The sequence below is a fragment of the Geodermatophilus normandii genome (assembly GCF_003182485.1).
Lineage (GTDB): Bacteria > Actinomycetota > Actinomycetes > Mycobacteriales > Geodermatophilaceae > Geodermatophilus > Geodermatophilus normandii.
In genome coordinates, this window is the sequence record NZ_QGTX01000001.1 from 2,586,863 (window position 1) to 2,607,165 (window position 20,303).

The window sequence follows — 20,303 nt, forward strand, 5'->3', positions numbered from 1 at the left end:
ATTACACCGTTGCACCGCCCAGTGGACGCCCCGCCGCACACCGCCGCCACCCTCTCCGTCACGCCGTGGGCGAACGGGGTGCCCGGCGGAGACTCGTGCTCTGCCCCCAGGTGGGGGCAGAGCACGAGCGTGCTGGTCAGCAGGTGCGCCGCGGAACCGGCGCCCGTAGCGTCGGCCTGCCCGGCGACCGGCCGGTACCGAGGAGGGGCGTGCGCATCGACGGCCTGCAGACGGAGGGCGCCGTGGTCGGGCGCACCCTGGGCGTCGAGGAGGAGTTCCACCTCGTCGACCCGGACACCCTGGAGATGACCCCCGGCCCCCGCGCGTCCGCCGCCGCGCTCGCCGGTGACGCCGGGCAGCGCGTGCACCCGGAGATCGCCACCACGCAGCTGGAGATCGCCACCGGCGTGTGCACGTCGCTGGAGCAGGTGCGCGCCGAGCTGGTCGCCGCCCGCCGCGAGGCCGCCGCCGCGGCCGAGCGGGACGGGCTCCTGCTGCTGCCAGCCTCGACGCACCCGTGGAACTCGTGGCACACCATGCCGGTCACCCCCGGCGAGCGCTACGAGGCCATGGTCACCCGGTGGGCGGGCCTGGCGCGGCAGCAGGACATCTGCGGCTGCCACGTGCACGTCGGCATCCCGGATCTCGACACCGCGGTCGCCGTGCTCGACCGCACCCGCCCCTACGTCCCGGTCCTGCTGGCGATGACCTGCAGCTCGCCGTTCCACGACGGCGTCGACACCGGCTACGAGTCCTGGCGCACCCTCTGGTGGACGCGGTTCCCGCACGCCGGTGCGCCCGAGCCGCTCGGCGACGCCGACGGCTACCGCCGGGTCCTCGCGGGGCTGGTCGCCTCCGGCGTGGTGGAGGACGGCTCGCACCTCTACTGGGACGTCCGCCCCTCGGCCCGGCTGCCGACCCTCGAGTTCCGGCTGGCCGACGTCTGCACCACCCTCGACGACGCCGTCCTGCACGCCGGCCTCGTCCGCTCGCTGGTGCGGGTCCTGGCCGCCCGGGCGCAGCGCGGCGAGCCGGTGCCGGAACTGCGGCCGGAGCTGCTGCGCGCGGCGCGCTGGCGGGCGGCCCGTTCCGGGCTCACCGGCCCGCTGTTCGACCCGCTGCGCGGCGAGCTGGTCGGCGCCCGCGAGGCGGTGGGCGCGCTGCTGGCCGAGCTGGAGGAGGACCTCACCGCAGCGGGGGAGTGGGACGAGGTGACCGCCCGCGTGCAGGACCTGCTCGGGCGGGGTACCTCGGCGGCGCGGCAGCGGAGCACCTGGCTGCGCACGGGCGACCGCCGGGCGGTCGCCGAGTGGGTCGTCCGCGAGGGGGCGGCCGGGAGGACCTGATGAGCGGCTCGGGGGAACGGGCACGCCCGCTGCGCGACGACGCCGACCTCGACCCGCTGCTCGAGCGGATCGGGGACGCGCGTCTGGTCGCGATCGGCGAGGCGAGCCACGGCACGCACGAGTACTACGCCTGGCGAGCGGCACTGACCCGCCGCCTGGTCGAGGAGCGCGGCTTCGGGCTGGTCGCCGTCGAGGGGGACTGGCCCGACTGCGCCCGCGTCGACCGCAGCGTGCGGCTGCGGCCCGGTGGGGCCGAGGACCCGCGGTCGGCCCTCGACGCCATCGCCCGCTGGCCCACCTGGATGTGGGCCAACGACGACGTCGTCGACTCCCTCCGCCGGCTGCGCCGCTGGAACGCCGGCCGTCCCGACGCCGACCGGGTGCGCTTCGCCGGCCTCGACGTCTACAGCCTCTGGGACTCGATGCACGAGCTCCTGGCCTGGCTCGAGGAGCACGAGCCCGACTCCGCCGGGGCGGCCCGGCAGGCGCTGCGCTGCTTCGAGCCGTTCGGCGAGGACGGCGCCGAGTACGCCTTCGCCCAGCGGTTCGCCCCGGCGGCCTGCGAGGAGACCGTCGTCGACCTGCTCCGCCGGCTGTGCGAGGAGCGCGGCGGCGACGACGACCCGGACGACCGCTTCGCCGCGCAGCAGAACGCCGCCGTCGTCGTCGGTGCGGAGCGCTACTACCGGGCGATGGTGGAGGGCTCGGCGGCGTCGTGGAACGTCCGTGACGTCCACATGGCCGACACCCTCGACCGGCTCGTGGCACACAGCGGCGCCAAGGCGGTGGTCTGGGCGCACAACACCCACGTCGGTGACGCCCGGGCCACCGACATGGCCGGCGCCGGCATGACCAACCTCGGCCAGCTGCTGCGCGAGCGGCACGGCACCGACGACGTCGTCCTCGTCGGGTTCGCCGGCCACCGGGGCGGGGTGATCGCCGGACGGGAGTGGGGAGCGCAGATGGAGCGGATGACGGTGCCGCCGGCCCGCGAGGGCAGCCTGGAGGACCTCCTGCACCGCGAGGTCGGCCACGACGCGCTGGTCGTCGTCCCGCGCGGGACCCGCCCCGGATGGCTCGACACGCGCCTCGGGCACCGGGCGATCGGCGTCGTCTACCGGCCCGAGCGCGAGCGGTGGGGGAACTACGTGCCCACGGTCGTCGGCGAGCGGTACGACGCGCTGCTGTACCTGGAGGAGACGACGCCGCTGCGGCCGCTGCACCTCGAGCGGCCCGACGAGCACGTGCCGCCGATGGCGCACGCCGTCTGATGGCGCTGCCCGCGGCCGCTGCCGGCCGCCTCGGGTCCCGGCCGGGTCCGCAGCCCGCCGGCGCGCCGCTCCCGGCGGGCACGACGGGGCTGGACCTGGGCGGCCCGGAGGCGCTGGTCGCGGTGCCCGGGGGCGACGCCGGCCCCCGGCCGCTGCTGGTGTTCTGCCACGGCGCGGGCGGGACGGCGCACCAGTCGCTGGCCGCCGTAGGGGACGTCGCCCTCGCCCGCGGGGTCGCCGTCCTCGCGACCTCTTCGGCCGCCGCCACCTGGGACCTGCTGACCGGCGGGCTCGGGCGCGACGTCGCCGTCCTCGACGCCGCGCTCGAGCAGGTGGCGTCGGGTGCGGCGGTCTCCCGGGTCGCGCTCGGCGGCTTCTCCGACGGCGCCTCCTACGCGCTGTCGCTCGGGCTGGCCAACGGCGACCTGTTCGAGGCGCTGCTGGCCTTCTCGCCGGGCTTCGTCGCCCCGCCCGGCCGCACCGGCCGGCCGCGCGTCTGGATAGCCCACGGCACCGGCGACCGGGTGCTGCCGGTGGACCGCTGCGGCCGCCGGGTGTCGCGGGACCTGGCCGCGGCCGGGTACGACGTCACCTACGACGAGTTCGACGGCGGTCACGTGGTGACCCCCGGCCTGGTCACCGCCGCGCTCGACACGTGGCTCGGCCCGCCCGGCTGAGGCCGGACGGGCCGAGGGGTCGGGCGCGCGGGGCCGCTAGGCGGTGCGGCGGCCGACGAAGTCGTGCTGCTGCTCGGGGTTGACCTCGTCCGGGTCGTCCTCGTGGTCCTTCGGGCCGCCGGTCTTGGAGGCCTCGAAGCCGGGGCCGAGCTTCTCCAGCGCGAGGCGGCCGTACACCTGCTGCTGGGTGGCCACCCGCTGCGAGCGGCCGCGGCCGAGGAAGCTGACCATCCAGTGCAGCACCGTGGTGACCCGGCTCTTGAAGCCGATGATGTAGAAGAGGTGCACCACCAGCCAGATCACCCAGGCGATGAAGCCCTCGAACTTCAGCCCCTTGATGTCGGCCACGGCGGAGAACCGCGAGATCGTGGCCATGTTGCCCTTGTCGCGGTACCGGAAGGGGCCCTTGGGCTGCTTGCCGGCCAGCCGCCGCTGGATCTGCTCGGCGGCGTAGCGCCCGCCCTGGATCGCCACCTGGGCGACGCCGGGGTACTTGTCGGGGTGGTTGGCCATGTCCCCGACGACGTGGATCTCGGGGTGCCCCGGCAGCGTGAGGTCCGGCTGCACCGAGATCCGGCCGGCGCGGTCGACCTCGGCACCGGTCCTGTCACCCAGCAGCCGCCCCAGCGGGGAGGCCTGCACGCCGGCGGCCCAGACCTTGGTGGCCGCGGGGATGCGGCGCTGCTGGCCGTCGGAGTCCTTGACGGTCAGGCCGTCGGGGTCGAGGTCGGTGACCAGCGCGCCCAGCTGCACCTCCACGCCCATCTCGTTGAGGTGGCGGCGGGCCTTCTCGCCCAGTTTCGGGCCGAACGGCGGTAGCACCTGCGGCGCACCGTCGAGCAGGATGATCCGGGCCTTCTCCGGGTCGATGTTGCGGAAGTCGCGGCGCAGGGTGCGGTGCGCGAGCTCGGCGATCTGCCCGGCCATCTCCACCCCCGTGGGGCCGGCGCCGACGACGACGAAGGTCATCAGCCGGTCGACCTCGGCGGGGTCGGTGGCCAGCTCGGCGAGCTCGAAGGCGCCGAAGATGCGCCCGCGCAGCTCCAGGGCGTCGTCGATGCTCTTCATGCCGGGGGCGAACTCGGCGAAGCGGTCGTTGCCGAAGTAGGACTGCCCGGCACCGGCGGCGACGACGAGCTCGTCGTAGGGGTGCACCGTGGTGCGGCCCAGCACCGTCGAGGTGACCGTGCGGGCGTCCACGTCGACGTCGACGACCTCGCCGAGGACCACGCGCGCGTTCTTCTGGTGCCGCAGCACCTCGCGGGTGGCCGGGGCGATCTCGCCCTCCGACAGGATGCCGGTGGCCACCTGGTAGAGCAGCGGCTGGAACAGGTGGTGGCCGGTCTTGGCGACGACGGTGACGTCCACGTCGGCGCGGCGCAGGGCCTTCGCGGCGAACAGGCCACCGAAGCCGGAACCGACGATCACCACCCGCGGCCGGCCGGTCGGGGAGCTGGCGGTGGGCGCAGGTGATGTCGTCATGATGACTGATCCTCTCCCGTCGGGGACTCCGCTGTCGCCCGGCGGGCCGGTCCGGGACGTGAGACCCGTCACGGCCGCCGTCCGCCGATGGACTCGCGGTGTCCGATCCTGCCCGGTACAACCGGGCCGGTGCCCGTCGTCATCCCCCGGCTCGTGCTCGTCCCGGGCCTGGGGCTGGACGCGCGCTCGTCCAGGCGGCTGCGCCGGCGGGTGGCCGCCGACGTGGTGCTCCTACCCGGGATGGGGCGGTCTGCACCTGTGCCGTCCCTCGACGACCTCGCCGCGCGGCTGCGTGCCCGGCTCGGGCCCGGTCCCGTCGTGCTGGCCGGTCACTCGCAGGGCTGCCAGGTGGTGGCCGCGGCGGCCGTCGACCCGCGCGTGGCCGGCGTCGTCCTGCTCGGGCCGACGACCGACCCGCGGCTGCGCGCGCCGTCCCGGCTGGCCGGGTGGTGGCTGCAGACGGCGGTGCGCGAGCCGTGGTGGCAGGTGCCGCTGGTCCTGGTCCAGTGGCTGACGACCGGGCCGCGGGCGATGCGGGACCTGTGGCGGGTCGCCGCCCCGGACCGCATCGACGCCCGGCTGCGCGCCGTCGGCGTCCCGGTGACCGTCGTCCGCGGCACCCGGGACCGGCTCTGCCGCGCGGAGTGGGCCGCCGCCGTGGCCGCCGCGGCGCGGGGCGGGAGGGTGGTCGAGGTGCCCGGCGCGGCGCACATGACCGTGCAGACCCACCCGGACGCCGTCGCCGCGGTGCTGCGGGCGGCCGTCACCCGAGGGGCGGTCGCGGAGGAGGGGGGAAGCGCCTCCGGCGTGTCACCATGACGGCATGACCTCCACCTCCGCCTCGGCCGGCGCACTGCTGCACCACGTGCGCACCGGCCGCGCGCGGAGCCGCGCCGAGCTCGTGGCGCTGACCGGCGCCTCGCGCAACACCGTCAGCGCCCGCGTGGACGAGCTCATCGCCGCGGGCCTGCTGCAGGAGGGCGGCCGCGGCGGCAGCACCGGGGGGCGCCCGCCGACCCTGCTGCGGTTCAACAGCGGCGCCGGCTGCGTGCTCGCCGTCGACCTCGGCGTCACCAGTGCCGACGTCGCGGTCACCGACCTGTCGGCGCAGATCCTCTCCACCGTCGGGCACCCGATCGACATCGCCGACGGCCCCGACGTGGTGCTCGCCGAGGTCGACCGGCTGGCGCAGAAGGCGCTCGCCGACGCGGGGCTGACCCCGGCCGACGTCTGCGCCGTCGGGGTGGGCGTGCCCGGGCCGGTGGAGTTCTCGACCGGCCGGCCGTCGCACCCGCCGATCATGCCGGGCTGGCACGACCACCCGATCCCGAGCGCCTTCCGCCGCTACGGCTGCCCGGTCTTCGTCGACAACGACGTCAACGTGATGGCGCTCGGTGAGATGGGCGTCGGCGGGTCGGCGCAGGACGTGCTGGTGGTCAAGGTGGGCACCGGCATCGGCTGCGGGGTCATCGTCGACGGCGAGGTCTACCGCGGCGCGCAGGGCAGCGCGGGGGACATCGGGCACATCCACGTGCCGACGCCGGACGGCCGCACCGTGCTGTGCCGCTGCGGCAACGAGAACTGCCTCGAGGCGCTGGCCGGCGGCGGGGCCCTGCTGCGCGACGCCCTCGAGGCCGGGCTGCCGGTGTCGAGCACCCGCGAGGTCATCGAGCTGGCCGCGCAGGGGAACGGCCCGGCGCTGGAGCTCGTCCGGCGGGCCGGCCGCACGATCGGCACGGTGCTGGCGGCGCTGGTCAACTTCTTCAACCCGCACCGGATCGTGATGACCGGCGGGGTCGCCCAGGCCGGCGCGCCGCTGCTGGCCGGCATCCGCGAGGCGGTCTACGGCCGCTCCATGCCGCTGGCCGCGCGCGCACTGGAGATCACCGTCAGCGACGCCCCGGACCTCTCCGGCCGGGTGGGCGCCGCGCTCATGGCCATCCAGGGCTACCTCGACGAGGACTCGGTCCACCAGGCCCTCGCCCGCTGAGGCTCCTCGCCCGCTGAGGCTCCCCGCCGCGGACGCGGTCCGGAGGACCGCGCCGGGGGCCGTTTCCGCCGCCCGACGGCCGCCGCGGCCAGGTCTCGGTTCGGTGACACCGCTCACGGTGTCTTGACCTCCTGTGACTCCGTTCATATGGTCACGCCTGCACAGACTAATGGTCAGCGTTGAGCAGAAGTCCGGAGTGAGGCCATGCGACCCACAGAGCCGCCTCTGCTGGAGATGCACGGGATCGTCAAGACCTTCCCGGGTGTCCGGGCACTCGGCGGTGTCGACCTCGACGTCCGCCCCGGGGAGGTGCACTGTCTCCTCGGCCAGAACGGCGCCGGCAAGTCGACCCTGATCAAGGTCCTGGCCGGTGCCCACCAGCCCGACGAGGGCACCATCACCTGGCGCGGGGAGCAGGTCCGGCTCTCCGACCCGCAGGCCGCGCTGTCGCTGGGGATCGCGACGATCTACCAGGAGCTCGACCTCGTCTCCGGCCTGACCGTGGCCGACAACGTCTTCCTGGGCCGCGAGCGCTCCCGCTTCGGGCTCACCTTCCCCGGCGAGATCAACCGGCGGGCATCCGCGCTGCTGACCCGGCTCGGTCACCCCGAGATCCGGCCGGGTGCGGAGCTGGGCTCCCTGTCGGCGGCCTCGCAGCAGATGGTCAGCATCGCGCGGGCGCTGTCGCAGGACGCGCGGCTGATCATCATGGACGAGCCCTCCGCCGTCCTCGACAACGAGGAGGTGCAGCGCCTCTTCACCGTCATCCGCGACCTCACCGCCGAGGGCGTCGCGGTCGTCTACATCTCCCACCGGCTCGAGGAGATCCGCGAGATCGGCGACCGCATCACCGTCCTCAAGGACGGCCGGACGGTCGCCACGGGGCTCCCGGCCCGGGAGACGCCGACCCGCGACGTCATCACGCTGATGACCGGCCGCACCATCGAGTACGTCTTCCCCGAGCGTCGCCAGCCGCTGTCCGGCGGCCCCGAGCCGCTGCTCGAGGTCGAGGACCTCGGCCTGCACGGCACCTTCGCCGGGGTGTCCTTCGCCGTCCGTCCGGGCGAGATCGTCGGGCTGGCCGGCCTCGTCGGCTCGGGCCGCTCGGAGATCCTCGAGACCGTCTACGGCGCGCGCCGGGCGACCTCGGGCCGGGTCCGCGTCGCCGGCCGGCGGTTGCGCCCGGGTGACGTCGGCGCCGCGGTCGCCGCCGGGGTGGGGCTCGCGCCCGAGGAGCGCAAGAGCCAGGCGCTGCTGCTCGGTGAGTCCGTGGCCCGCAACATCACGATCTCCAGCCTGGCCCGGTTCGCCAAGGGCGGGCTGCTGTCCGGTGCCGCCGAGCGGGCCGCCGCGCGCGAGCAGGTCCGCTCCCTCGACGTGCGGCCCGCCGACGAGACCCGCGAGGTGCGCACCCTCTCCGGCGGCAACCAGCAGAAGGTCGTCCTGGCCCGCTGGCTGCTGCGCGACTGCAAGGTCCTGCTGCTCGACGAGCCCACCCGCGGCGTCGACGTCGGCGCCCGCTCGGAGATCTACGCCCTCGTGCGGGACCTCGCCGACCGCGGCGTCGCCGTCGTCGTCGTCTCCAGCGAGATCCCCGAGGTGCTGGGACTGGCCGACCGCGTCCTCGTGATCGCGGAGGGGCGGGTGCTGGCCCAGGAACCGGCCGACGCGCTCGACGAGCACCGGGTGCTCGACCTGGTGATGCAGGGGACGACCACGCACGGCGTCGGCCCGGTACTGCACGACACGACGCGCCTGGACAAGGCGCAGCACGAAGGGACCGTGGCATGAGCAGCAGCACCAGCGGCGGCAGCACCACGCTGACCGCCGGGACGGGGAAGTCCGACGCCGGCCGTCAGGGGGGCTCCGGCGGCAGCTTCATGGCCGGGCCGGTGGGCCGCAACCTCGGCCTGGTCATCGCGCTCGTGATCCTGTGCGCCGTCGGCATCTACACCGCCGGCGACCGGTTCGCCGACGTCGACAACATCCTGACCATCCTGCGGCTGGCCTCGGTCATCGGCGTGGTCAGCGTCGGCATGACCTTCGTGATCATCGGCGGCGGCATCGACCTGTCGGTGGGGGCGCTGGCCGCGCTGGCGTCGGTGTGGGCCACCACCCTGGCCACCCAGCAGCTGGCCGAGGACATCCACTGGATCGTCATGGTGTTCACCGCGCTGGTGGTCGGCGCGGTGGCCGGCCTGGTCAACGGCGTGGTCATCGCCTACGGCAAGCTCGCCGCCTTCATCGCGACGCTGGCGATGCTCGCCGCCGCCCGCGGCCTGGCCGAGATCATCGCCAACCGCCGCACCCAGATCGTCCAGGACAGCGACTTCCTCAACTTCTTCTCCGGGGACGTCCTCGGCATCCCGACGCTGGTCCTGATCTTCGCGCTGGTCGCCGTCGCCGGGTGGGTGCTGCTCAACCGCACCACCTTCGGCCGGCGCACCTTCGCCGTCGGTGGCAACGCCGAGGCCGCGCGGCTGGCCGGCATCCGGGTGCAGCGGCACACGGTCAAGCTCTACGTGCTCTCGGGCATCACCTGCGGCATCGCGGCCGTGATGATCATGGCCCGGACGACGACCGGCAGCTCCACCCACGGGACCCTCTGGGAGCTCGACGCCATCGCCGCGGTGGTCATCGGCGGGACCCTGCTCATCGGCGGGCGCGGGACGATCGTCGGCACCGTCCTCGGCGTCCTGATCTTCACCACGCTGGGCAACGTCTTCACGCTCAACAACCTGTCGAGCTCGGCCCAGGCCGTCGCCCGCGGCGTGATCATCATCCTCGCCGTCATGCTGCAGCAGCGCCTGGCCACCGGCGGCTTCAGCTTCCGCCGGCCCTCCGCCGGAGGATCGTCCGGCGGCCCGGCCGTGACCGGCTCGCCCTCCGGCTCGGTGTCCGGCGGGACCACCACCGAGGGCGGCCCGGGCGGCACCCGCCCGGCCCCGACCGGCAAGACGCTCTAGCCGCACCCGGACAGCCCGGCGCGCGACCCCGCGCGCCGGCGGCACCACCCACCGGACCTCCCGTCCGGTGGCGACCCACCCCGGCTCCCGCACAGGGGGCGAGACCCGAGGAGAGCACATGTCTGCAACGAGGCAGCGCCCGTTCCGCCGTCTGCCGTACGCCACGGTCGCCCTGCTCAGCGCAGGCGTGCTCGTGGCCGGCTGCACCAGCAACACCCCGGAGGAGTCCGGCGGCGGAGGCGGTGGCAACCAGGCCGCCAGCGCCAACGACGAGCCCGGCGAGACCGTCACCATCGGCTTCTCCGCGCCCGCGGCCGACCACGGCTGGATGGCCGGCATCACCGAGGCGGCCCGCGCGGAGGCCGAGAGCTACGAGGACGTCGAGCTCGTCGTCGCCGAGGGCACCAACGACGTCAGCACCCAGATCAGCCAGGTCGAGACGTTCATCAACGACGGCGTCGACGCCATCGTGCTGCTGCCCTTCGACGGTGCCGCGATGACCCCGGTCGCGCTGCAGGCGATGGAGGCCGGCATCCCGGTCATCAACGTCGACCGCCAGTTCGACAGCCCGTTCGCCGCCCGCGCCACCGTCCTCGGCGACAACTACGGCATGGGCGTCTCGGCCGGCACCTACGTCTGCGAGCAGCTCGGGGACAACCCGGACGCCGTCGTCGCCGAGATCGCCGGCATCGACTCGCTGCCGCTGACCCAGGAGCGCAGCCAGGGCTTCGCCGACGCGCTGGCCGACTGCGGGCTGAACGTCGACAACCGCGTGGCCGCCGACTTCACCGTCGAGGGCGGCGAGGAGGCGGCGGCGAACCTGCTGCAGGCGGCGCCGCAGATCGACGCGATCTGGAACCACGACGACGACCAGGGCGTCGGCGTCCTCGCCGCGATCCAGAACGCCGGCCGCGACGAGTTCTTCATGGTCGGCGGTGCCGGCTCGGCCAACGCCATGCGGGCGATCCAGGAGGGCAACTCGGTCCTGCAGGCGACGGTCGTCTACCCGTCGACCCAGGGCGCGGACGGCATCGCGCTGGCCCGCCTGGTCGCGCAGGACAAGAGCCTGTCCGACGTCGCCTCGCCGGAGGTCCCGCGGCAGATCGTGCTGAACGCGCCGGTCGTCACCGCGGACAACGTCGACCAGTACATCGACAGCGCCTTCGAGTCCTGATCCGCCGGGGCGGGGCCGCCGGTCCGCCGGCGGCCCCGTCCCACTCCCCGAGGAGATCCGAGATGACCTCTCCCGACCGGCCGACCCTCGGGGTGGGCCTGATCGGCCACGCCTTCATGGGCGCGGCGCACTCGCACGCCTGGCGCACCGCCCCGCACTTCTTCGACCTCCCGCTGCGCCCCGAGCTCCGGGTGCTGGCCGGCCGCGACGCCGCCCGCGTGGCCGAGGCCGCCGGCAAGCTCGGCTGGGCCGGGACCGAGACCGACTGGCGCCGCCTCGTCGAGCGCGACGACGTGGACCTCGTCGACGTCTGCACGCCCGGTGACACCCACGCCGAGATCGCCATCGCGGCGCTCGAGGCCGGCAAGCACGTGCTGTGCGAGAAGCCGCTGGCCAACTCCGTCGCCGAGGCCGAGGCGATGACCGAGGCCGCCACCCGGGCCGCGGGCCGCGGGATCCGGTCGATGGTGGGCTTCACCTACCGCCGCGTCCCGGCGATCGGCCTGGCCCGCACGCTCGTCGCCGAGGGCCGCCTCGGCCGGATCCGGCACGTGCGCGCGGCCTACCTGCAGGACTGGATCGCCGACCCGTCGGCGCCGATGTCGTGGCGGCTGGAGAAGGACAAGGCCGGCTCGGGCGCGCTGGGCGACATCGGTGCGCACGTCGTCGACCTGACGCAGTACATCACCGGCGAGACGGTCACGGGGGTGAGCGCGCTGCTGGAGACCTTCGTCAAGGAGCGCCCGCTGCCGGCCGCCGCCGGGTCGCTGTCCGGCGTCGCCGGCGAGGGCATGGGGCAGGTGACCGTCGACGACACGGCGGTGTTCCTGGGCCGCTTCTCCGGCGGGGCGGTGGCCACCTTCGAGGCCACCCGATTCGCGCTGGGCCGCAAGAACGGCATCCGGATCGAGATCAACGGGTCGGAGGGCAGCCTGGCGTTCGACTTCGAGGACATGAACGTCCTGGAGTTCTTCGACGGCTCCGACCCCGCCGAGCGCGCCGGCTTCCGCCGCATCATCGTCACCGAGCCCGAGCACCCCTACGTCGCCGCGTGGTGGCCGGCCGGCCACGGCCTCGGCTACGAGCACGGGTTCACCCACCAGGTCGTCGACCTGGTCACCGCGATCGCCAAGGACGAGGACCCGACGCCGTCGTTCGCCGACGGACTGCAGGTCCAGCGCGTCCTGGACGCCGTCGAGCGCAGCGCCGCCGCCGACTCCACGTGGACGCCCGTCTCCGCCTGACCCCCGTCTGAAGCCAGCAGGAGGAACCGCATGCCCCGCCCCGTCACCCTGTTCACCGGCCAGTGGGCCGACCTGCCCTTCGAGGAGGTGTGCCGGCTGGCCTCCGAGTGGGGGTACGACGGCCTGGAGATCGCCTGCTGGGGTGACCACCTCGACGTCGTGCGCGCCGCGGAGGACGACTCCTACGTCGCCGACCGCAAGGCGCTGCTGGAGAAGTACGGCCTGTCCGTCTTCGCCATCTCCAACCACCTCAACGGCCAGGCCGTCTGCGACGACCCGATCGACGAGCGCCACCGCGGCATGGTCCACCCGCGCGTCTGGGGCGACGGCGACCCCGAGGGCGTGCGGCAGCGCGCCGCCGAGGAGATGAAGGCGACCGCCCGCGCCGCGGCGAAGCTGGGCGTGAAGACGGTCGTCGGGTTCACCGGGTCGAAGATCTGGAAGACCGTGGCGATGTTCCCGCCGGTGCCCGAGTCGATGGTCGAGGACGGCTACCGCGACTTCGCCGACCGGTGGAACCCGATCCTCGACGTCTTCGACGAGGTCGGCGTCCGGTTCGCCCACGAGGTGCACCCCTCGGAGATCGCCTACGACTACTGGACGACCGTCCGCACCATGGAGGCGATCGGGCACCGCGAGGCGTTCGGGCTCAACTGGGACCCGTCGCACTTCGTGTGGCAGGACCTCGACCCGGTGTCGTTCATCTGGGACTTCAAGGACCGGATCTACCACGTCGACTGCAAGGACGCGAAGAAGCAGGTGGGCAACGGCCGCAACGGCCGGATGGGCTCGCACCTGCCCTGGGCCGACCCGCGGCGCGGCTGGGACTTCGTCTCCACCGGCCACGGCGACGTCCCGTGGGAGGCCTGCTTCCGGATGCTCAACACCATCGGCTACGACGGGCCGATCTCGGTGGAGTGGGAGGACGCCGGCATGGACCGCCTCGTCGGCGCCCCCGAGGCGCTGGCCTTCGTCCGCCGGCTGGCCTTCGACCCGCCGGCGGCCGCGTTCGACGCCGCGTTCGCCAGCGGCAACTGACGAAGGACCCCTCTGCCCCCCCGCCGCTCGCACGCTCGCGACGGGACCCTGCAGAGGAGCCACCTCGCCGTCGGGGTGGGGGGCTGCGGAGGGCCGGGCGCGGACGCGCGCCCGGCCCTCCGTGCGCTCAGGCGGCGGTGCGGTCCGCCCCGGTCACCGCGCGGCACCACCGGACGACGACGCCGAGCACCTCGGCGTCCACCGGCCGGCGCAGCTCGCCGCGGTAGGCGCGCAGCGACGCCGGCCCCGGCTGGCGGCGCAGCGTGTGGGTGAGGTCGGGGACGAGCAGCGTCTCCACCGGCCCGGCGACCGTCGCCGCGATGCCGGCCAGGTCCTCCGGGCGGACCTGCAGGTCCTTGGCCCCGGTGACGGCCAGGACGGGCACCGTCAGGCGGGCGAGGTCGGCGCGCGGGTCGTGCGCCAGGAACTCGCGGTGCCAGCGTGCGTTCACGCGCGCCCCGCCGATGCGGGCGACGTCGGTGGTGGTCGCGCGGATCCGCTCGTGGTTGGCGGCCACCTTCGACTCCAGGTCGGTGCGCAGCAGCCGCAGCAGGCCGCGCACCGGCGCGGGCAGGGTGGGTCCGATCTGCCGGGCCTGCCAGCGCAGCAGCTCGTCCCCCGGGGTCGCCGAGCCGGCCAGCAGCACCACGCCCGCCACCGGGACGCCGCGCGCGGCCGCCATCGCGGCGAGCAGCGCGCCCTCGCTGTGGCCGGCGAGCACGATCCGGCCGGCGTCCACCTCATCCCGGGCGGCCAGGGCGTCCCGCGCGCGGACCAGGTCGTCGGCGTTGTCGGACAGGCCGGCCCGCCGCCAGTCGCCGGGGGTGCCGCCGACGCCGCGCTTGTCGTAGCGCAGCGAGGCGAGCCCTCCCTCCGCCAGGGCGGCGGCCAGCTCCCGCGTGACGCCGAAGCGCATCCCGCGGTGGTCGGAGTCGCGGTCCAGCGGCCCGGAGCCCGGGGCGAGCAGCACCGCGGGGACCGGGCCGGGGGTGTCCGGGAGGGTGAGCGTGCCGGCCAGCGGGGGGTCGCCGGGCACGGTCACCGGCACCTCGCGGGCGCTCACCGGCCGGCGCCCGAGACCGCCGCCACGACGGCCGGCGCGTCGTCCACGGTGACCAGGACGCTGTCGTAGCGCTGTCCGGCGAGCTCCAGGCGGACGGCCGGGCCCCGGCGGACGCTGAGGTAGGTCCTCGTCCCGCGCCGGCGCCACGTGCCGATCCGGCGGCTGGGCAGGCCGAGCCCGGGCGCCCGGAGCCCGCGCACCGCGGACAGGCCCTCCGGGACGACCTCGGCCGAGCGCACCGCGGACAGCGGGACCTCGAGGTCGCGGAGCAGGCCGAGGACCTTCTCGGCCCGGGTGAGGGAGATGCGGAGGGTGCCCTGTGTCGTCTGGATCGTCGCCATGCCATCATCGTTCTCGTCAGCGAGACCATTGTCAACACTGAGAGAGGTCGATGGCGTGGCGTCTGCGGACCTGCTCCTGCACCCCGTGCGCCTGCGCGTCGTCCAGGCGCTGCTGGGGGACCGGGCCCTGACCACCGGGGACCTGCACGCCGAGCTGCCCGACGTCCCGCTCGCCACGCTGTACCGCCACGTCGGGGTGCTCGCCGAGGCGGGGCTGCTGGAGGTGGTGGGGGAGCGCCGGGTCCGCGGCAGCACCGAGCGCACCTACCGGCTCGTGACCGCGGCCGCCTCGGTCGGGCCGGAGGAGGCGGCGGGGATGACGCCCGAGCAGCACCGGCGGGCCTTCGGCACGTTCGTCGCCGCCCTGCTGGCCGACTTCGACCGCTGGGTGGACGCCGGTGCCGCCGTCCCGGGCGGGCTGGACGCCGCCCGGGACGGGGTGGGCTACCGGATGACCGGCCTGTGGCTGGACGACGCGGAGTTCGCCGCCCTGGTCGGCGACCTGCGGCAGGTGCTGCGCGACCGCCTGGCCAACGAGCCGGGCGGGGAGCGCCGCCGTCGCCTGGTCGGGACGGTGTTCCTGCCGGGGTGATCCAGGGAGCGGGACTCCGTACTGGTCCTCGGCCCCCTCCCGGGTCCCATCCCGAGCGTGCGAGGGGTGGGGAGGAGGGGGTCCGTCAGGCGGCGGCGCGGGCGGCCCGCCGCTCGGCCTTGAGCTCGGCGCGGGAGACCCGCTTGTTGGCCTTGGCCAGGGTCTTGGCGGCCTTCTGCACCCGCTTGGAGCCGCGGTCCACGGTGCCGCGGGTGAGCAGGCCGACGCCGATCCCGAGCAGCCACACGTCCTTGGCGACGGACAGGCCCTGCTCGGTCGGGGCCAGGCTGCCCTCCTTGCGCATGCCGGGCGTGCGCAGGTAGAGGCCGAGCAGGCCGCCGGCGAAGCCGGTCAGCACGGCGCCGGCCAGCGCGGTGGGCACGAACGGCGTCAACAGCGCGGCGCCGACGGCGATCTCCGCGGTCGACAGCGCCTGCACGAACTGCTTGGGCTCGACGTCCTTGAGGAACGGATAGGTGCCACTGGCGAAGCCGTGCAGCCCCGCCGCGGTCTGGTCGTCGGCGGCACGCTTGCCCAGCCCGCTGTTGAGGATGAACGCGCCGGCCGAGATCCGCGGACCGATCTCGGACAGGGTGATGGGCAGGGCCATCGGGCACCTCGCAGGGTCGTCGGGGACGGTCGGGAGGACTGTTCCCGACCGTCCCCGCGACGACACCCCGGGGTCAGCGGCCTCCGCGCCGGCTGCGCCCGCTGAACGACGACGCCGAGTGCGTCCCGGCCCGCGCGGCCAGCTCGGCCCGGGTGCGCGCCGGGCCCGCGGTGCGGGCGGACCCGCCCGCGCGCGCGGTGCTGCGGCCGCCGGACGGCGCGGACACCGTCGTCGCGGCCGCCGAGCCGCCGGAGCCGCCGCGACGGCGCCGTCCGCCGCCACCCTGGACCTGCGGCTGGGGCGCGGGCGCCGGGGCCGGCTCGACGTACGGCGCGGCCGGGCCGGTCAGCGCGGAGACCTGCTCCGCGCCGGGACGGACCTGGCTCACGACCGGCGTGATCCCGGCCTGGCGGGTCAGCGTGCGCACCTCGCCGTTCTGGTCCGGGGTGGACAGCGTGACCACCGTGCCGCCGGCACCGGCGCGGGCGGTGCGGCCGGAGCGGTGCAGGTAGGCCTTGTGCTCCGTCGGCGGGTCGACGTGCACGACCAGCGCGACGTCGTCGACGTGGATGCCGCGGGCGGCGATGTCGGTCGCGCACAGCACGCGGGTGCTGCCGTTGCTGAACGCCTCGAGGTTGCGCTCGCGGGCGTTCTGGCTGAGGTTGCCGTGCAGGTCGACGGCGGGGATGCCCGACGCGGTGAGCTGCTTGGCGAGCTTCTTGGCCTGGTGCTTGGTGCGGGTGAACAGCACGCTGCGGCCGAGACCCGAGGCGAGCTGGCGCACGACCTCGGGCTTGTCGGCGGCCGACACCTGGAACACGTGGTGGGTCATCGTCGACACCGGGGCGACGGCCGGGTCGACCGAGTGCGTCACCGGCCGGTGCAGGTAGCGCTTCACGAGCACGTCGACGCCGTTGTCCAGCGTGGCGGAGAACAGCAGCCGCTGGCCGCCCTGCGGCGTGCGGTCCAGGAGCCGCTTGACGCCGGGGAGGAAGCCGAGGTCGGCCATGTGGTCGGCCTCGTCGAGCACGGTCACCTCGACGGCGGACAGGTCGGCGTGGCCCTGGCCGATGAGGTCCTCGAGCCGGCCGGGGCAGGCGACGACGACGTCGACGCCGGCGGCCAGCGCCTGCACCTGCGGGTTCTGCCCGACGCCGCCGAAGACGGTGGTGCAGCGCAGGCCGAGGGCCGTGGCCAGCGGCTCGACGGTCGCCATGACCTGGTTGGCGAGCTCGCGGGTCGGCACGAGCACCAGGGCGCGCGGCCGGCGCGGCTGGCGGCGGGTGGTGGAGGCGGCCAGCCGGGAGACCAGCGGCAGGGCGAAGGCGATGGTCTTGCCCGAGCCGGTGCGGCCGCGGCCGAGCACGTCGCGGCCGGCCAGCGAGTCGGGCAGCGTCGCGACCTGGATGGGGAACGGTGCGGTGATGCCGCTGGCGGTGAGGACCTCGACCAGCGGTGCGGGGACGCCGAGCTCGGCGAAGGTGGTGTCGGTGGGCAGCACGGTGGGGGCGTCGCCGGCGGGGATCTCGACCGCGGGGGCGGGAGCGGTGTCCGTCGTCGTGACGGGAGCCGTGGCGGGGGTCGTGGCGGGGGTCGTGGCGGGGGTCGTGGCGGGGGTCGCCGCGGCGGTGCCCGTCCCGCGGCCGCGGCCGCGGCCGCCGCGGCGGCGCGGCCGCGAGGTGCCGGCGGGGGAGGGGGTGTTCGGGGAGGTCATCGGTTCCTCGGGCGTTTCGGGTCGCCGTCGTCGGTCACCGTGCGCAGGCGCTGGCCCTCGCAGGAGGGCGGAGCGCGCCGGCGGCGACGTCGGACAGCCGGGCGCGCCTCCGTGGCGCTGCACCAGCCCGACGTCGAGTCCTGCAGCTCCGGATGAGCGAGGGCAACGCCGGTATGCCCCACTCAACCAGACGCGGACGCCGATCCTGCCGTGCGCGGGAGGAGTCGCGCGTCACACCTCCCCCCTCCGGGTGGGTCTCCGTGGCGCTGACGGCTCCCTCAGGCGCCGCGGTAGGTGCGCCGGTAGGCGCCGGGCGCCACCCCGATCGCGGCGCGCAGGTGCTGGCGCAGCGACGCCGGGGTGCCGAAACCGGCGTCGGCGGCGACCCGGTCGATCGAGGCGTCGGTGGACTCGAGCAGCCGGCGGGCCAGCGCGATCCGCTGCTGGGCCAGCCAGCGCAGCGGCGACAGGCCGGTCTCCTCGCGGAAGCGGCGGGTGAACGTGCGCACGCTCATCCGCGCGTGCGCGGCCAGACCGGCGAGCGTGAGCGGCTCGGTCAGGTGCTCGAGCGCCCAGGCCCGGGTGGCCGCGGTCCCGGCGTCCCCGGCGTCGGGCAGCGGCCGCTCGACGAACTGCGACTGCCCGCCCTCCCGCCACGGCGCGACGACGTTGCGCCGCGCCACCCGGTTGGCCACCTCGCTGCCGTGGTCGCGCCGGACCAGGTGCAGCAGCAGGTCGATGCCCGCGGCGTTCCCGGCGCTGGTGAGCACGTCGCCGTCGTCGACGAAGAGCACGTCGGGGTCGAGCCGCACCGCGGGGAACAGCCGGCCGAAGGCGGCGGCGTGCATCCAGTGCGTCGTCGCGGGCCGGCCGTCGAGCAGGCCGGCGGCGGCGAGGACGAAGGCGCCGGTGCAGATCGACAGCATCCGGGCGTGCCCGGCGGCGTCACGCAGCGCGGCCGACAGCTCCCCGGCCACCCGTCCCTCGGTCATCGCCGGACCGCCCTGGACCCCGGGGACGACGACGGTCGACGCGGTCTCCAGCAGCGTGGCGTCGTGCTCGGGCGTGATCGAGTAGCCGGCCGAGGTGCGCACCGGGCCGCCGTCGAGGGTGGCCACGCGCACCCGGTAGAGCGGGCGCTCGTCGGCGTCGACCGCACCGCCGAGCAGCCGGTGCGGCAGGCCGAGCTCGAAGGCGATGGTGCCCGGCAGGGCGAGGACGGCGACCTCGTGCCGGGCCGGGTGTCCTGTCACGGCCTCGGGCCCCGTGTCGTGGCCGGACCCGGGTCCCGTGTCGTGGCCGGACCCGGGTCTCGTGTCATGGCCGGACCCGGGTCTCGTGTCGTGGCCGGACCCGGGTCCCGTGTCATGGCCGGATCCTTGCACGTGTTGGCCGTCGGGCCACTGTCGTCCCGGGGTCGGCGTCGGTCATGCTCTGCAGCCGTGACGACGCGGACGGCCCGGATCCACCCCGCCTGGTGGGTGGCCGCGGTGACCTTCCTGGCGCTCGTGGGCGCCGCGGCCTTCCGGGCGGTGCCCGGCGTGCTGATCGACCCGCTGCGCGCGGAGTTCGGCTGGTCGGTGTCGACGATCTCGGCGGCCGTCGCGGTCAACATGGCGCTCTACGGGCTGACCGCGCCGTTTGCCGCGGCGCTGATGGAGCGGTTCGGCATCCGGCGGGTCGTCGTCTGCGCGCTGCTGCTCACCGCCCTCGGCAGCGGCCTGACCGTCCTCATGACGGCGAGCTGGCAGCTGGTGCTGCTCTGGGGCTTCGCCGTCGGGCTGGGCACGGGGTCGATGGCGCTGTCGCTGGTGGCCACGGTGACCGGCCGCTGGTTCGTCGCCCGCCGGGGGCTGGTCAGCGGGATCCTCACCGCCGGCGGGGCGACCGGTCAGCTGGTGTTCCTGCCCGTCGTCGCCGCGGTCGCGCAGACCGGCGGCGGGTGGCGGGCGGCGTCGCTGGGGACGACGGCGGCCGCGCTCGCCGTCGTCCCGCTGGTGGCGTGGCTGCTGCGCGACCGCCCGCGCGACGTCGGCGCCGTCCCCTACGGCGGGACCGCCGCCGACGACGTGGACCCGGTGCGCACCGGCGCCGCCCGCAACGCCCTGCGGGGGCTGGCGGAGGCAGCGCGGTCGCGGCCGTTCTGGCTGCTGGCCGGCGGGTTCTTCATCTGCGGGCTGTCGACGAACGGGCTGGTCCAGCCGCACTTCATCCCGGCGGCGCACGATCACGGCATGCCGGTGACGACGGCGGCGACGCTGCTCGCCGTCGTCGGGGTCTTCGACATCGCCGGGACGGTGTTCTCCGGCTGGCTGACCGACCGCGTCGACCCGCGCGTCCTGCTGCTGGCCTACTACGGGCTGCGCGGGCTCTCGCTGTTCGCGCTGCCGACCCTCTTCGGGCCCGACCTGCACGTCAGCATGGTCGCGTTCATCGTCTTCTACGGCCTGGACTGGGTGGCCACGGTGCCGCCGACGCTGGCGCTCGTCCGCGAGCACTTCGGTGCGCGGGCTCCCGTCGTCTTCGGGTGGGTGTTCGCCTCGCACCAGCTCGGCTCGGCGTTCGCCGCGTTCGGCGGCGGGGTCATCCGCGACGTCACCGGCTCCTACGACCTGGCCTGGTTCCTCGCCGGCGGCCTGTGCCTCGCGGCGGCGGCGATGTCGCTGTCGATCCGCCGTCGCCCCGTCCCCCCGGCGGTCCCGCCCGCCGTGCCCACCGAGCCGACCACCGCCTCCGCCGCCACCACCCACGGCTGACGGAGCCCTCGTAGCGCTTCGGCCCCCGGGCCGGCCCGG

General features: G+C 75.3%; 18 protein-coding genes. 12 read left to right on the forward strand and 6 right to left on the reverse strand.

The window, feature by feature from the left end:
• Nucleotides 1-209 precede the first annotated feature (209 nt).
• The 3 genes from JD79_RS12710 to JD79_RS12720 are packed head-to-tail and all read left to right on the forward strand — an operon-like array spanning nt 210 to nt 3,294.
• Entirely contained in the window at nt 210-1,346 is a 1,137-nt protein-coding gene (locus tag JD79_RS12710; protein ID WP_170149184.1) for a carboxylate-amine ligase, read from the forward strand.
• A complete protein-coding gene (locus JD79_RS12715) occupies nt 1,346-2,617 on the forward strand; it encodes an erythromycin esterase family protein (RefSeq protein WP_110005808.1) in 1,272 nt (423 codons plus the stop codon). Before JD79_RS12710 ends, JD79_RS12715 begins: the two co-directional genes overlap by 1 nt.
• Entirely contained in the window at nt 2,617-3,294 is a 678-nt protein-coding gene (locus JD79_RS12720; protein WP_110005809.1) for an alpha/beta hydrolase, read from the forward strand. The genes JD79_RS12715 and JD79_RS12720 overlap by 1 nt, the downstream gene beginning before the upstream one ends.
• Before the next feature lie 36 nt (nt 3,295-3,330).
• Here the strand turns inward: JD79_RS12720 and JD79_RS12725 are convergent, their stop codons facing one another.
• Nucleotides 3,331-4,776: an NAD(P)/FAD-dependent oxidoreductase gene (locus tag JD79_RS12725; RefSeq protein ID WP_110005810.1), complete on the reverse strand. Its 1,446-nt coding sequence runs from the start codon at nt 4,774-4,776 to the stop codon at nt 3,331-3,333.
• A gap of 129 nt (nt 4,777-4,905) precedes the next feature.
• Between JD79_RS12725 and JD79_RS12730 the strand changes: the two genes are divergently transcribed.
• The 7 genes from JD79_RS12730 (at nt 4,906) to JD79_RS12760 (ending at nt 13,188) form a co-directional block, all read left to right on the forward strand.
• Complete coding sequence (locus JD79_RS12730; protein ID WP_170149185.1) at nt 4,906-5,595, forward strand: alpha/beta fold hydrolase; 690 nt, start codon at nt 4,906-4,908, stop codon at nt 5,593-5,595.
• Between the two features lie 4 nt (nt 5,596-5,599).
• On the forward strand, nt 5,600-6,766 hold the full coding sequence (locus JD79_RS12735; protein ID WP_110005812.1) for an ROK family protein: 1,167 nt from the start codon (nt 5,600-5,602) through the stop codon (nt 6,764-6,766).
• 204 nt (nt 6,767-6,970) lie between these two features.
• The gene (locus JD79_RS12740) at nt 6,971-8,557 is read left to right on the forward strand and encodes a sugar ABC transporter ATP-binding protein (protein WP_110005813.1); all 1,587 of its coding nucleotides are present in this window, start codon (nt 6,971-6,973) and stop codon (nt 8,555-8,557) included.
• The gene (locus JD79_RS12745; RefSeq protein WP_110005814.1) at nt 8,554-9,732 is read left to right on the forward strand and encodes an ABC transporter permease; all 1,179 of its coding nucleotides are present in this window, start codon (nt 8,554-8,556) and stop codon (nt 9,730-9,732) included. Before JD79_RS12740 ends, JD79_RS12745 begins: the two co-directional genes overlap by 4 nt.
• A 118-nt stretch (nt 9,733-9,850) precedes the next feature.
• Nucleotides 9,851-10,906: a substrate-binding domain-containing protein gene (locus JD79_RS12750; protein WP_110005815.1), complete on the forward strand. Its 1,056-nt coding sequence runs from the start codon at nt 9,851-9,853 to the stop codon at nt 10,904-10,906.
• Between the two features lie 62 nt (nt 10,907-10,968).
• Nucleotides 10,969-12,150 carry a Gfo/Idh/MocA family protein gene (locus tag JD79_RS12755; RefSeq protein WP_110005816.1) on the forward strand — a complete coding sequence of 394 codons (1,182 nt, stop codon included), beginning with the start codon at nt 10,969-10,971 and terminating at the stop codon, nt 12,148-12,150.
• Nucleotides 12,151-12,180: 30 nt separating this feature from the next.
• Nucleotides 12,181-13,188 carry a sugar phosphate isomerase/epimerase family protein gene (locus JD79_RS12760; RefSeq protein ID WP_110005817.1) on the forward strand — a complete coding sequence of 336 codons (1,008 nt, stop codon included), beginning with the start codon at nt 12,181-12,183 and terminating at the stop codon, nt 13,186-13,188.
• A 127-nt stretch (nt 13,189-13,315) separates the two neighbouring features.
• Here JD79_RS12760 and JD79_RS12765 read toward each other — a convergent pair whose 3' ends face one another.
• Nucleotides 13,316-14,251, reverse strand: a complete 936-nt coding sequence (locus JD79_RS12765; protein ID WP_110005818.1) for an alpha/beta hydrolase family protein — start codon at nt 14,249-14,251, stop codon at nt 13,316-13,318.
• Nucleotides 14,248-14,592 (reverse strand): hypothetical protein, encoded by a 345-nt coding sequence (locus JD79_RS12770; RefSeq protein ID WP_110005819.1) that lies wholly within the window; start codon nt 14,590-14,592, stop codon nt 14,248-14,250. The genes JD79_RS12765 and JD79_RS12770 overlap by 4 nt, the downstream gene beginning before the upstream one ends.
• A gap of 55 nt (nt 14,593-14,647) precedes the next feature.
• Here JD79_RS12770 and JD79_RS12775 point away from each other — a divergent pair, with 55 nt between their 5' ends.
• The gene (locus tag JD79_RS12775) at nt 14,648-15,184 is read left to right on the forward strand and encodes a helix-turn-helix domain-containing protein (RefSeq protein ID WP_211307954.1); all 537 of its coding nucleotides are present in this window, start codon (nt 14,648-14,650) and stop codon (nt 15,182-15,184) included.
• An 85-nt stretch (nt 15,185-15,269) separates the two neighbouring features.
• Here the strand turns inward: JD79_RS12775 and JD79_RS12780 are convergent, their stop codons facing one another.
• From JD79_RS12780 to JD79_RS12790, 3 genes are all read right to left on the reverse strand, one after another.
• Nucleotides 15,270-15,794: a hypothetical protein gene (locus JD79_RS12780; RefSeq protein ID WP_110005820.1), complete on the reverse strand. Its 525-nt coding sequence runs from the start codon at nt 15,792-15,794 to the stop codon at nt 15,270-15,272.
• A 73-nt stretch (nt 15,795-15,867) separates the two neighbouring features.
• Complete coding sequence (locus JD79_RS12785; protein WP_245900064.1) at nt 15,868-17,508, reverse strand: DEAD/DEAH box helicase; 1,641 nt, start codon at nt 17,506-17,508, stop codon at nt 15,868-15,870.
• 278 nt (nt 17,509-17,786) lie between these two features.
• The gene (locus JD79_RS12790) at nt 17,787-18,761 is read right to left on the reverse strand and encodes a GlxA family transcriptional regulator (RefSeq protein ID WP_110005821.1); all 975 of its coding nucleotides are present in this window, start codon (nt 18,759-18,761) and stop codon (nt 17,787-17,789) included.
• Nucleotides 18,762-18,950: 189 nt separating this feature from the next.
• Here JD79_RS12790 and JD79_RS12795 point away from each other — a divergent pair, with 189 nt between their 5' ends.
• Nucleotides 18,951-20,264 carry an MFS transporter gene (locus tag JD79_RS12795; protein WP_245900065.1) on the forward strand — a complete coding sequence of 438 codons (1,314 nt, stop codon included), beginning with the start codon at nt 18,951-18,953 and terminating at the stop codon, nt 20,262-20,264.
• The last annotated feature ends 39 nt before the right edge of the window (nt 20,265-20,303 follow it).